Annotated in this window: 7 protein-coding genes and 1 pseudogene; all 8 read left to right on the forward strand. The window is 75.2% G+C overall.

Features of this window, described 5'->3' with window-relative positions:
- The first annotated feature begins 42 nt into the window (after nt 1-42).
- A pseudogene (locus AB0Q96_RS19785) lies at nt 43-1617 on the forward strand (3' terminal RNA ribose 2'-O-methyltransferase Hen1).
- On the forward strand, nt 1614-4151 hold the full coding sequence (locus tag AB0Q96_RS19790; RefSeq protein ID WP_365327082.1) for a polynucleotide kinase-phosphatase: 2538 nt from the start codon (nt 1614-1616) through the stop codon (nt 4149-4151). Before AB0Q96_RS19785 ends, AB0Q96_RS19790 begins: the two are co-directional and overlap by 4 nt.
- Before the next feature lie 464 nt (nt 4152-4615).
- The gene (locus AB0Q96_RS19795; protein WP_365327084.1) at nt 4616-5341 is read left to right on the forward strand and encodes a Crp/Fnr family transcriptional regulator; all 726 of its coding nucleotides are present in this window, start codon (nt 4616-4618) and stop codon (nt 5339-5341) included.
- Nucleotides 5342-5428: 87 nt separating this feature from the next.
- Nucleotides 5429-6358, forward strand: a complete 930-nt coding sequence (locus AB0Q96_RS19800; protein WP_365327086.1) for a hypothetical protein — start codon at nt 5429-5431, stop codon at nt 6356-6358.
- On the forward strand, nt 6355-8751 hold the full coding sequence (locus AB0Q96_RS19805) for a hypothetical protein (RefSeq protein ID WP_365327088.1): 2397 nt from the start codon (nt 6355-6357) through the stop codon (nt 8749-8751). Before AB0Q96_RS19800 ends, AB0Q96_RS19805 begins: the two co-directional genes overlap by 4 nt.
- Nucleotides 8748-10214, forward strand: coding sequence for a hypothetical protein (locus AB0Q96_RS19810; RefSeq protein ID WP_365327090.1), 1467 nt, complete (start codon nt 8748-8750; stop codon nt 10212-10214). The genes AB0Q96_RS19805 and AB0Q96_RS19810 overlap by 4 nt, the downstream gene beginning before the upstream one ends.
- Before the next feature lie 128 nt (nt 10215-10342).
- Nucleotides 10343-10786, forward strand: coding sequence for a Pycsar system effector family protein (locus AB0Q96_RS19815; RefSeq protein ID WP_365327092.1), 444 nt, complete (start codon nt 10343-10345; stop codon nt 10784-10786).
- Nucleotides 10787-10793: 7 nt separating this feature from the next.
- Nucleotides 10794-13265: a VWA domain-containing protein gene (locus AB0Q96_RS19820; protein ID WP_365327094.1), complete on the forward strand. Its 2472-nt coding sequence runs from the start codon at nt 10794-10796 to the stop codon at nt 13263-13265.
- Nucleotides 13266-13309 lie beyond the last annotated feature (44 nt).

The following is a 13309-nucleotide window of genomic DNA, read 5'->3' on the forward strand; positions in this document are numbered from 1 at the left end:
AATGCCTGGTCGGTGGTGAGGGGTGTGGTCATACTCGGACAGGTGTTCCTGACGATCAGTACGACCGGCACCCCTGACCGCCCCGCGACCGATCTCGGCTTCCTGCTGCACAAGCATCCCGAGAAGGCACAGGCGTTCTCGACCGCGCACGGCACCGCGCACGTCCTCTACCCCGAGGCGAGCGCGGAGCGCTGCACGGCGGCGCTCCTGCTGGAGGTCGACCCCGTCGCGCTCGTGCGCCGGGGCAAGGGGAAGGGCCGCGGCGGCGCGCCCGACTCGGCGCTCTCCTAGTACGTGAACGACCGGCCCTACGCCGCCTCCTCGCTGCTCGCCGTCGCGCTCGCCAAGGTCTTCAAGAGCGCCCTGAACGGCGCCTGCGCGGCCCTGCCCGAACGGGCCGCCGCCCCGCTGCCGCTGCGCATCGAGCTCCCGGCGCTCCCGGCGCGCGGCGGTGCGGGTCTCGTCACGCGCCTGTTCGGCCCGCTGGGCTGGGCGTCGGTGACGGCGGAGCCCGTCGTGCTGGACCCCGAGTTCCCCGAGTGGGGCGACTCGCGCTACGTGCGGCTCGTCCTGGAGGGCGAGCTGCGGCTCGCCGACGCCCTCAACCAGCTCTACGTCCTGCTTCCGGTGCTCGACGACGCCAAGCACTACTGGGTCGCCCCGGACGAGGTCGACAAGCTGCTCCGCGCCGGTGACGGCTGGCTCGCCGGCCACCCGGAGCGGCAGCTCATCACCAGCCGCTACCTGTCCCGCCGCTGGGGGCTGACCCGCGAGGCGACCGAACGCCTGGAGCTGGTGCGGCTCGCCGAGGCGGACGGCCTGGAGGTCGAGGACGTCGACAACGCCGTCGACGAGGGCGCCGACACCGAGGAGCGGCCCGTGCCGCTCGCCGAACGGCGCCGCGAGGCCATCCTCGGCGCGCTGCGCGCCGCCGACGCGGCCCGGGTGCTCGATCTCGGCTGCGGCCAGGGGCAGTTGGTCCAGGCGCTGCTCAAGGACGTGCGGTTCACCGACATCGTCGGCGTGGACGTGTCGGCCCGCGCGCTGTCCGTCGCCGCCCGCAGGCTGCGCCTGGAGCGGATGGGCGAGCGGCAGGCCGGCCGGGTGACCCTGCTCCAGGGCTCGCTCACGTACACCGACAAACGGCTGACCGGCTACGACGCGGCCGTCCTCAGCGAGGTCATCGAGCACGTGGACCTGCCGAGGCTGCCCGCCCTGGAGTACGCGGTGTTCGGCTCCGCCCGGCCCCGGACGGTGCTCGTGACGACGCCGAACGTCGAGTACAACGTGCGCTGGGAGACACTGCCCGCCGGGCACGTCCGGCACGGCGACCACCGCTTCGAGTGGACCCGCGAGGAGTTCCGCACGTGGGCGGCGGCCGTCGCCGTCTCGTACGGCTACGAGGTCGGCTTCACCCCCGTCGGCCCCGACGACCCGGAGGTGGGCCCGCCCACCCAGATGGCCGTGTTCACCCGGAACGACGAGCCGACCCGCACCGACGAGCCGACCCGGATCGGCGAGTCCACCCGTACCGGCGAGTCCACCCGGGCCGACGAGCCGACCCGTACCGCACAGCCCACCCGTACCGACGAGGCCTCGAAGGAGGTCAGCGCATGACCCGCACGCTTCCCGTCACCGACCTGTCCCTCGTCGTCCTGATCGGTGCCACCGGTTCCGGCAAGTCGACGTTCGCCCGGCGGCACTTCAAGCCGACCGAGATCGTCTCCTCCGACTTCTGCCGCGGACTCGTCGCCGACGACGAGAACGACCAGAGCGCCAGCAGGGACGCCTTCGACGTCCTCCACTACATCGCCGGCAAGCGGCTCGCGGCCGGCCGGCTGACCGTCGTCGACGCGACCAGCGTGCAGCGCGAGGCGCGGCGTCAGCTCGTCGAGCTGGCCCGCGCGCACGACGTGCTGCCGATCGCGATCGTCCTCGACCTGCCCGAGGCGGTGTGCGCCGAGCGGAACGCGGCCCGCCCCGACCGGGCCGGGCTGCCCCGCCACGTCATCCAGCGGCACCGCCGCGAGCTGCACCGCTCGCTGCGCGGCCTGGAACGCGAGGGCTTCCGCAAGGTGCACGTGCTGCGCGGCGTGGAAGAGGTGGAGGCGGCCGAGGTCGTCCTGGAGAAGCGGTTCAACGACCTGCGCCACCTCACCGGGCCCTTCGACGTCATCGGCGACATCCACGGCTGCCGCTCCGAGCTGGAGACCCTGCTCGGCAAGCTGGGCTACGTGGACGGGCACCACCCCGACGGCCGCACCGCCGTCTTCGTCGGCGACCTCGTCGACCGGGGCCCGGACAGCCCCGGCGTCCTGCGCCGGGTCATGGGCATGGTGGCCGCCGGGGACGCACTGTGCGTGCCCGGAAACCACGAGAACAAGCTGGGGCGCTGGCTGCGCGGCCGGAAGGTGCAGCGGACGCACGGTCTCGCGGAGACGATCGAGCAGCTGGAGCGCGAGCCGGAGGAGTTCCGCGCCGAGGTGTCGGCGTTCATCGACGGGCTCGTCAGCCACTACGTCCTCGACGAGGGCCGGCTCGTGGTCTGCCACGCGGGTCTGCCGGAGAAGTACCACGGCCGCACCTCGGGCCGGGTCCGCTCGCACGCCCTGTACGGGGACACCACCGGGGAGACCGACGAGTTCGGGCTGCCGGTGCGCTACCCGTGGGCGGAGGAGTACCGGGGCCGCGCGACCGTCGTCTACGGGCACACGCCCGTCCCGAACACCTCCTGGATCAACAACACCATCTGCCTCGACACCGGGGCCGTCTTCGGCGGGCGGATGACCGCGCTGCGCTGGCCCGAGCGCGAGCTCGTCGACGTACCGGCCGAGCGGGTCTGGTACGAGCCGACCCGGCCGCTCGCGACCGAGGCGCCCGGCGGGCACCAGGGGCGGCCGCTCGACCTGGCCGACGTGCACGGGCGCCGGATCGTCGAGACCCGGCAGATGGGCAACGTCGCGGTCCGCGAGGAGAACGCGGCCGCCGCGCTGGAGGTGATGAGCCGGTTCGCGGTCGACCCGCGGCTGCTCGCCTACCTGCCGCCGACGATGGCGCCGACCGCCACCTCCCGGGTGGACGGCTACCTGGAGCACCCGGCCGAGGCGTTCGCGCAGTACGCGGCCGACGGGGTCGGGAAGGTCGTGTGCGAGGAGAAGCACATGGGCTCGCGGGCCGTCGCCCTGGTCTGCCGCGACGCGGAAGCGGCCCGGGAGCGGTTCGGCGTCGACGGGCCGACCGGCGCCCTGCACACCCGTACCGGGCGCCCGTTCTTCGACGACGCGGAGACGACCGAGACGGTCCTGGCGCGGCTGCGGGCCGCGATCGGGGCGGCCGGGCTCTGGGACGAGCTCGACACGGACTGGCTGCTCCTCGACGGCGAGCTGATGCCGTGGTCGCTGAAGTCGACGGGGCTGCTGCGCGCCCAGTACGCGGCGGTCGGCGCCGCCTCCCGGGCGGTCTTCCCGGGAGCGGTGGGGGCGCTCGAACAGGCGGTCGCGCGCGGGGTGTCCGGGCTCGACGGGCTGCTCGGCAAGCAGCGCGAGCGGGCGGCGGACGCCGCGGCCTTCACCGAGGCGTACCGGCGCTACTGCTGGCCGACCGAGGGCCTGGAGGGGGTGCGGTTCGCGCCGTTCCAGCTGCTCGCGGCCCGCGGGCGCTCGCTGGCCGGGGTCCCGCACGACGAGCAGCTGGCCTGGCTGGACCGTCTGGTGGAGCACGACGCCGAGTCCGGTCGCGGCCTGCTCCAGGTCACCCGGCGGCTCGTGGTCGACCCGACGGACGAGGCGTCCGTACGGGCAGGTGTCGACTGGTGGCTGGAACTCACCGGCGCCGGAGGCGAGGGCATGGTGGTGAAGCCGCTCGCGGCCCTGGTCCGGGGCGCCGACGGGCGGCTCGCCCAGCCGGGCGTGAAGGTGCGCGGCCGGGAGTACCTGCGGATCATCTACGGCCCCGAGTACACCCGCCCGGAGAACCTGACGCGGCTGCGCGACCGCTTCCTCGGCCACAAGCGCTCCCTCGCCCTGCGCGAGTACGCGCTGGGCCTGGAGGCGCTGGACCGGCTGGCCGAGGGGGAGCCGCTGTGGCGGGTCCACGAGGCCGTCTTCGCGGTCCTCGCCCTGGAGTCGGAGCCGGTCGACCCGCGCCTGTGACGGTGCGGGGAGCCGGGGGAGCCGGGGGACGGCGGGTACAGCCCGGGGGAGCTGGGGGACGGCGGGTACGGCAGGGTACCTGTGGCCGACAGCAGCCTCGTACATATGGCTGTTCATCGGTCATGTGTACGGCTGAGGGTGTGTCGTCGGCCCGGGGCCGGGCGGGCCGTTCACGCGGGGGTGGACCCGCCGTACACGCGCCCGTGACCTCGTCGCCCGCCGTACGGCGGGCCCGTCGCGGCCCGTGCGCGGGCCGAGGGTGACAGGGGGCGCAAGGGTGTCGAAAACGGCGCTCCCTTGCGCCCCTCGTGTTCGCCCCCGCCCGCGTTGACGCGATTCTTGGCCACCCTCTAGCGTTCTTCACCCCACGACGTGACGCAGCGTCAGCAATGTGACTCCGGTTGTCCCTTGTTGTGGGGAACGAGCACGCGAGAGCGCAAGTCGTGCGGGGGTGTGAGCGAGCGTTGAGTCTTTTCGGCCAGGACCGCTCCTTCCTCCATGCGCTCCCCGCGTCCGACCGCCGTGACCTGCTCGCCGAGGGTGCGCCGCGCGGCTACGAGCCGGGCGAGATCATGATCCGGGAGCGGGACACCTCCGCGTACGTCCTCGCCCTGCTCTCCGGCTGGGCGGTCGTCTCCGTCACCACCGAGCGCGGCGCCCGGCTCATCCTCGCGCTGCGCGGTGCGGGCGAGGTCGTCGGCGACCTCGCCGCCGTCGACCGCGGGCCACGCTCCGCCACCGTCACCGCGCTGAGCAGGATCGAGGCCGTCGCGATCTCCGGCGACCGCTTCCGGCGCTTCCTCGCCGCCCGGCCGCACGCCACCTCGCTGATCATGCGGCAGCTCGCCACCCGGCTGCGCAGCGCCGACGTCGAGCGCCGCTCGCTCGCCTCCGAGACCGTCCTCCAGCGGCTCGCCGCCCGCCTCGTCGAACTGGCCGAGCGGGCCGGCCGCCGGGCCGAGACCGGCACCGTCCTCGAACTCCCGCTGCCCCAGCACGACCTGGCGGCGGCCATCGGCGCCACCCGCGAGGCCGTCGCCAAGGCGCTGCGGCTGCTGCGCGAACAGGGGGTCGTCCGCACCGCGAACCGCAGGGTCGTCGTCGTCGACATGCCCGTGCTCGTCCTCCTCGCCCAAGGGCGCACACGCCCCGGCGCGGAATCGTCCGACAAACCACCCCCGGCTGTGTAAACGGCTACATCGCCCACGCGCGCCGGCCGTCAGGCTGGTCACGTCACCACCACTCACCACCGCGGAACCACGTCATGAGGAGTCCGAGTGAGCAGCACGGGAGCGAGCGCGGGAGCCATCCACCGGCTCGTCGTCTTCGGGGACGTCGTCGGCTCCGGACGCCTCGGCATGGACGAGAAGCGACTGACGAGAGCCGCCATGTACGAGGCGTTCGGCGAGGCGTACGCCTCCGTCGGCATCGAGCCCGGCACCGTCCACCAAGAGGACCGCGGCGACGGAATCCTCGCCGCGCTGCGCCCGGACGTCCCGCCGACCCTCATCGTCGGCCGCTGGATCGACACCCTCTACGAGAGCCTGCGCGAGCACAACACGGGCCGCCGGGCGCCGTTGCGGATGCGGGTCGGCATGAACGCGGGGCTGGTCCTCGACGACGGGCGCGGTCTCGTCGGCCGGGCCGTGGACCTGGCTTGCCGGCTCTGCGACAGCGCCCCCGCCAAGCAGGTCATGGCGGACGCGCCGGACGTCGACCTGCTGATCGTGGTCTCCGACTGGCTCTACCGCAACGTGGTAGTCGAGGGCGGCCGTTACGTGGAGCCGACGCACTACCGGCGGGCCGCCGTGGTCTCCAAGGAGACCGACGAGGACGCGTGGTTCCACGTGCCGAGGCGCCCGGAACCGCCGACGGGGCGGACGGAGCCGAGGGGTGACGCACAGACCGGCGGTGGGCCGTCGCGGGGGGACGGCTCACCGCCTCGTACACGTCGTACGGGAGGGGGCGACCGCACGTTCACCGCGGGCCGGGACATCCAGGTCGTCGAGGGCGCCACGATCCACGGTGGATTCACCGGCATCCGCAACGGGAGCGACTGGAGCGGCGGGAGCGACCGGAGAGACCGGAGCGACCGGAGTGACGGGCACGGCACCGGAGGCCGGAACGACGGACGCGACATGAGCGGTTCGAGCGGTTCGAGCGGTACGAGCGGTACGAGCGGTACGAGCAAGGGGGACCCGGCGTGAGCGACGACGACCTCGACCACGGCGGCGCGGGCGCGGACTCCCCGGCAGGGGCCTCCTCCGGCCACGACGGCCACGACGGCAGGGACGGCAGGGACGGCAAGGGCGACCGCGGCGACCGGGGATCCGACAAGGGGAGCGACAGGGGGGCCGGCAAGGCCGGTGACAAGGAGGCGGACAAGGCCGCCGACGCCCCCGACGCGCCGTCCCCGGCCAACCCCTTCGAGCACGTCGGCCGCGGCTACCTCGGCGGGACCGGCACCGGCGGCGCGGGCACCGCGCGCGCGGCGCGCGCCACCCTCGTACGGGAGGAGGGGGACCGCCACACCACCGTCGGCCGGGACGCCACCATCCACGAAGGGGACCTGTACAACTTCTGGTTCAGCGGACGCGGCCACTTCGTGCAGGGCGCCGTCCCGCGCGACACCCTCGACCACCTCGACGACGTGTACTGCGAGACCGCCGGCTACCAGCGCATGAAGGACCGGCTGCGCGGCAACCGCGTCCTGGTCCTGTGCGGGGAGCCGGGCAGCGGGCGCAAGGCCACCGCGCTCGCCCTGCTCTCCGAGGTCGCCAAGGGGCAGGTCTTCCGGCTCGACCCCCGGCACGGCGTCGACGAGATCCGCGCCGAGAACCTCCAGCCGGGAGCCGGACACCTCGTCGAGCTCCTCGCCGAGGACGCGCGCGCCGAGCGCGAACCCCGCCGCTCCGGCCCCGCCGGCGCCGAGCACGACCCGCGGCCCGCCGTGCGCCTCTCCGAACTGCACCTCGACCGGCTCGCCGACCTGCTGGCCGGCGTCGACGGCTACGGCGTGCTCGTCGTCGGCGGCGGCGACCTCGCCGACCGGCTGCTGCGCGGACGGTACGGCATGTTCTGCGCCCCGCCGCCCGCCGACGAGGTGCTCCACCGGCACCTGCGGCTGCTGCTGCGCGGCGAGCCCGAGGAGGCCACCGCCGCCGCCCGGGCCCTCGCGGACCGCGCGGACGTGATCGCCGCGCTCGGCCTGGAGGAGCTCCGCCCGCGCGAGGCCGCCCGGCTCGCCGACCACCTGGCCCGCCGCCAGCGCGAGGAGCTGACCGACGAGCAACTCCTGGAGGACTGCACTGCGTTCGTACGGGCACAGGCACGCGAGTGGTTCGCGGGCGCCGACCTGCCCGGCACCGTGCCCGAGGCGCTGCCCGTCCTGAACGCCACCGCGTTCCGGATCGCCGTGGCCGTCTTCAACGGCTCCGCCTACAGCATCGCCGCCGAGGCCGCCGAACTCCTCGGCTGGGAGCTCGCTGTCACCCTCGATCCCGAACACCCCGCCGGCCGCCGCCTGTTCGGCACCCATGCCGAACACCGCCCGGTCCTCGCCCGCTCCGTCCTGGAGGACGTCGAGCTCGACCTCGGCCCGGCGAAGGTGCCCGCGCGGGCGGTCCGCTTCCAGGGCGGCGCGCTCGCCACCGCGGTCCTCGCCGAGGTCTGGCACGGCTACCACAACGTCCGCGGCCCGGTGGCCCGCTGGCTGCGCGCCCTGTGCGACGACCGCCGGCCCGAGGTGTGGGTCCGGGCCTCCATAGCCGCCGGCGTGCTCTGCTCCTGGGACTGGATCTACGGCTACGGCGAGCTCGTCGCGCCCCTCGCCGTACGGGACGAACCCGTCGCGCGGATGGCCGCCGCGACCGCGCTCGCCGAAGCCGCCCGCGACCCGCGCGTCCGGCCCGCGGTCGCGGCGACCGTCAAGGACTGGGCCGCCGCCGACGAACCCGCGCTCGTGGAGACCGCGCTGCTCACCCACGGCTACGTGCTGGCCGCCGGCGGGGTCCCGGGCTCGCTCGACGCCATCGGCCGCGTGGTCAGGTCCCACGACGCCGCCGACGTCGAGATCCTCGGCCCGGCCGGCTTCAGCGTCGCGCGCCTGCTCGCCTCGGGCGACCCCGAACCGGTGCTGCGCCGGCTCGAACGCTGGCTCGCCGACGGGCGTCTGAACCTGTCCAACCTCGTGCACATCACCCTGATCACCACCCTGACCACCCGGACCACCCACCTGTGGGGCCTGCGCGACGTGCCCGCGCTCGACGAGCACGCGAGCCGTCCTCTCCTCGTCGCGCTCCTCGCCACCCGGCCCGACCTCGGGCCCGCGCTCGGCGCCCTGCTGCGCCGCACCCTGGGCACCGCCCGCGCCGGCGAGGCCGCCCTCGACGGGCTCGGCGGCCTGCTGCGCCGGGCGGCCAAGGACGACACCGCCCTCGCCCTCGTCTGCGGGCTGCTGCCGCTGCTCGCCGTCGAGCGCCGCGACCGCGACCGGCTCCGCGGTCTGCTCAACGAGCTGGTACGGGACCGGGACCGACCCCTGAACAAGAGCGCGGCGCGCCGCATGTGGGACGCCGTCGCGGAAGGAGCCAAGCGATGAGCGGTCCCGAGCAGGGCGGAGCCCAGGGCGCACAGCGCCCCGGCGGACAGCAGCAGGGCTGGAAACAAGGCGTGTCCCACCAGGGCGGCCAGAACCAGGGCGCGCCGAACCGGGGAGTCCCGCACCAGGCCCGGCAGCGGGCCGGGGCGGGCGGCGGCAACGGGCCCGGGCGCCCGTCCGGCAAGGCCCCCAGGGGCCCGCTCGGGCCGCTGATCCGCGAGGTAGCGCCCCCGTACCGCCGCACCAGCGGCCTCATCGCCGCCGTCCTGCTCTACCGCAACGGCGGGCACCGGATCGTCTGGCCCGACCGGCAGGAGGACAACGACAAGCCGCTGCTGCGCGCCCCGTACACCGTCTTCGAGGTCCAGCTCGGGCAGAACGTCACGGAGTTCTCCCTCAAGCTGCCGGCCGCCGGCGACGGGGCCTCGTTCAACGTCCGGGTGCGGGTCAAGTGGACGGTCGAGGACCCGTACCGGGTGGTGAAGGAGCAGGTGTGGAACGTCGCGGAGCTGCTCCACGACGACCTGCTCGACGGACTGCGCACGCTCTCCCGCCGCTTCCGGCTCACCGAGGCCCAGCGGGCCGACGAGGCCGTCCGCGACGAGCTGAGCACCGGCCGGCTCGTTCTCGGCCGGGAGATCGGCCTGCGCACCCAGGTGTACGTCTTCTTCGACCTGGACGAGCAGGTCCGCAAGGAGGTCGCCCGCGCCGACAAGGTCGAGGTCACCGTCCGGGCCGACGCCCGCGAGGCCGAGGCCGAGCTGCGCCGGGAGGAGTGGGAGCGGAAGAGGATCACGGCGCGGGCCGAGGAGCTGGAGGCCATGTTCCGGCGCGGCGACCTCGCCCAGGTCGCCCACCACATGGCCAAGAACCCCGACCACGAGTGGGAGATCCGCAACCAGCTCCAGCGGGAGAAGCGCGAGGGCCAGGCAGACCTCCTCGCCGTCTTCAACCGGCTCCTCCGCTCCGGCGTGCTCGAACGCCACGAGGTCGACGAGCAGGCGTTCCAGGTCCTCCAGCACCTGCGCAGCAGTACGGGCACCATCCTCGGCGGTGTCGCCGACCGGGTCCTGGAATCCGCCACCGCCCCCGACCGCCGGGCCCTGGAGCGGGCGGCGGGCCCGGAGCCGACCGCGCCCAACTGGGACGACGAGGACCCACCGGACAGCCCGCCGGACCCGCGCGTCTACGAACCGACCCACGTCCAGGCCTCGTTCGAGCGGGACCGGGACCGGGACCGGGGGCGGGGCGGCGACGGGGAGCGCGGGCGCCGGGACGACGGGGACGGCCGGAGGGACGGAGGCGACGGACGGGACGGGCGTGAAGGGCGGGACGGGCGGGACGGGGACGGGAGGTACGGCGGGCGCGACGGCTACGCCGGTCCCGACGGGTACGGCACGGGACGCCCCGCTCCCCCTTCCTCCCGCCCGAGCGCCGACTTCGACGACTGGGACGACGAGTGACGACCGTCGGAGCCACGGGGGCCACGGGGGCCGCGGGGGCGGCGGGAGCCACTGGGGCCGAGCCCGGCCCCGACCAGGCCTCCGCTCCCCCTCCCGCTCCCGGCTCCGCCCCCGTCGAGCTGCGCGGTATGGCCGAGCAGCTCCTGACCACCGTCCGCGAGGACATCGGCCGGGCCGACACCAAGGCGGCCATCCTGCTGTCCGGAGCCCTCGCCTTCCTCGCGGTCGTCTTCTCGCGCGACAGCGGCCCGCTGCCGGCCGGCGGCTCCCTGGCGCTCCTGGTCGCGGCCGGACTGCTGTGGGCCGCGGGCGTCCTGATGCTGGTCTCCGTCGTCCTGCCGCGCACGCGGTTCGGCGCCGAGCGGACCTTGCTGCGCGAACTCACGGCCGGCACCACCGCCGACGCCCTGCGGAGCCGCCTGGAGGGCTCCGCCACGGACGCCACCGGCTGGCTCCTCGAACAGGCGAGCGTCCACGGGGTGGTCCTCGCCGCCAAGTACCGATGGCTCAGGCTCGGCGTCGCGTCCCTCGTGCTCGGCGCCCTCCTGGCCCTCCTCAGCGAACTGTGGTGAGTTGACCATGCAGTGGAGACACCCGAGGAGCGCCCTGTTCCTCGCCGGGGCGCTGCTCGCCCTGTCCGGCCCGTTCGGCGGCCCCGCCGCCGCGGCGCCGGTCGCGGGCGTGCCCCGGACGACGGCGTCCGAGGCGTCCGACGGGCCCGACCCGATCGACTTCGCCGTCGTCGTCGACCAGTCGGCCAGCCTCGCCGACAAGGACCTCGTGCGCGAGACGGAGGCCGCCGCACTGCTCAGCCAGGGCGAGATATCCGACCGGTCCCGCGCCACCGTGATCGGCTTCGGCAGCTCGGAGAAGGCCGGGCAGTCGCCGGTGCGCGAGGTGTGCCCGCTCCTCACCGTCGACGAGGCGGGCCGCCGGCAGCTCAGCGACTGCGTCCAGGGCCTCTCCCGGCGCGACAGCGCCCTGATGGGCCCCGGCACCGACTTCCCGGCGGCGATCCGCCAGGCCGTCTCCCGGCTCACCGAGGCCGCCGGGACCGGGACCGGCGGCGGGACCGGGGGCAAGGCCACGCCCAAGGTGGTGTTCCTGCTCACCGACGGGAAGCTGGACGTCGGCGACAGCCCCGAGTACGGCGCCGACCCGGCCAGCCGCCAGGCCAACGGGGCCAAGCGGCTGGAGGAGGAGCTGGCCCGCGCCCGCGCCGCCGGGGTGCAGATCTGGCCGCTCGGCTTCGGCAGCGGCATCGACGAGGCGGCGCTCACCGCGATGGCCGAGGGCGGCTACCGGGGCGCCTGCTCCGACGTCCCCGGCGCCACGCCCCGGATGCGGGTCGCCGCCACCTCCGCCGAGATCGACAGGGCGCTCCAGGAGACCTTCGCCGCCGCCCGCTGCGCGCGGGTCGCGAACGGCACCGTCGGCAAGCCGCCCGCCGACCTGTACGTCACCATCCCGCCCATCGCCACCGACGGTGCCCTCACCGTCAGCAAGCACGACCCGAAGGTGCGCGTCACCTACTACGACCCGGCAGGCCGCAAGGTGCCCACGCACGGCACGTTCGAGGACTCGGCGTTCGAGGTCAGCGGCGAGGACGGGCCCGTCGAGGCGCTGCGCGTGAAGAACCCGCTGCCCGGCCGCTGGCGCATCCGCGTCGAGGCGCCCGAGGGCCACGGCGGCCAGGAGGTCGCCGTCCGGGCCATCTGGCAGGGCCGGCTGCGGTCGGTCCTCACCCTCGACCCGGCCGCCCCGCGCGCGGGCCAGCAGGCCGTGGTGGAGGTGCGGATGCAGACCCGGCGCGGGGTCGTCATCACCGACCCGGGGCTGCTGGAGGGCATCGGCGTCACCGTCGAACTGAGCGGTGACGGGTTCTCCCCGGTCAGCGCGCGGCTCGCCGACGACGGGCGGGCCCCGGACCGCCGGGCGGGCGACGTCCGGTTCACGGGCACGCTCGCCGTCCCGCCCGGAGCCGCCGGGAAGCTGAGGCTGGTCGCCCGGATGTCCGCGCCGGGCGTCATCTCCGACGAGCGCCCGCTGTACACGATGACGACGGTCGGCACGCCCGAGGTCACCGCCGGGCTCTCCGTGGACCGGGACTCCGTGCACCCGGGCGGCACGGTCCACGGCACCGTCTCCGTCACCAACAACGGCACCGCCCCGCGCACCCTGCGCCTCAGCCTCACCGACGGCACCGCGACCGACGGCTCCGGGACCGACGGCTCCGGCGCCGGGGCCGCGCAGCTCGGCATCTCCCCGGTCACCGTCGTCGCCCCGCCGGGCAAGCAGACGAGCGTGGCGTTCACCGTCACCGTCGGCAAGGGCACGCCGCTCGGCGAACTCGGCGGCCGGGTGGCCGTCGTGGACGCCGCCGACCCCGACCGCCCCCTCGACACCGCGTTCCTGGACGTGACGGTCACCCCCTGGCCCACCTGGTGGGAGCAGTACTGGCCGTACGTGGCCGGCGGCGCCGCCGCGCTCGCGCTGCTCGGCGCCTTCGCCGGCGTGCGGCTCGCGGCCCGGCGCCGTCGCCGCGCCCTGGCCGGGACCCGGCTCGAACTCCGCAGGGACGGAAGGACCCTGGACACCCTCACCATCCGCGCCGGACAGAGCGCGGGCGGCGAGTTCCACTTCACCGTCGACGAGGTACGGGGGGCCGCGCCCACCCTGCGCCGGGCCCGCGCCGGCGGCGCCCACCGGCTGCGCAGGAACGGCGCGGGCGAGCTGCTGCTGCGCCTGAACCGGGGCCGCGAGGAACCCGTACGTGTGGGGGAGGCGGTCGCCGTCGACGACTGCGAACTCGTCGTCCAGGGCGCGCGTCCCCCAGCGCGCACCGCCCGCACCACGCGCACCGCCCGTACCCGCTTGCCCGGCTTCCTTGGCGCCCGGTCCCGTACCGGCGCCCGTACGCGCGCCGACGGCGGGTCCGGCCCGGGCGCGGGCGGCGGGGGAACGGGCGGGGACGACACGACCTGGCAGCCCGGCCCCGCGCTCGACACCGACGGGACCGGCACGAGAGGCACCTGGAACGGGGACTTCTGACCCACGCCCCGACGAGCGACACCCCCACCCACCGAACCACGGGG

This window comes from Streptomyces sp. NPDC093111 (assembly GCF_040683955.1).
GTDB lineage: Bacteria > Actinomycetota > Actinomycetes > Streptomycetales > Streptomycetaceae > Streptomyces.

Bases quoted from the DNA above. Each gene is read 5' to 3' on its own strand.
- AB0Q96_RS19790 (WP_365327082.1), top strand. From the start codon at position 1,614: ATGACCCGCACGCTTCCCGTCACCGACCTGTCCCTCGTCGTCCTGATC.
- AB0Q96_RS19815 (WP_365327092.1), top strand. From the start codon at position 10,343: ATGGCCGAGCAGCTCCTGACCACCGTCCGCGAGGACATCGGCCGGGCC.
- AB0Q96_RS19810 (WP_365327090.1), top strand. From the start codon at position 8,748: ATGAGCGGTCCCGAGCAGGGCGGAGCCCAGGGCGCACAGCGCCCCGGC.
- AB0Q96_RS19820 (WP_365327094.1), top strand. From the start codon at position 10,794: ATGCAGTGGAGACACCCGAGGAGCGCCCTGTTCCTCGCCGGGGCGCTG.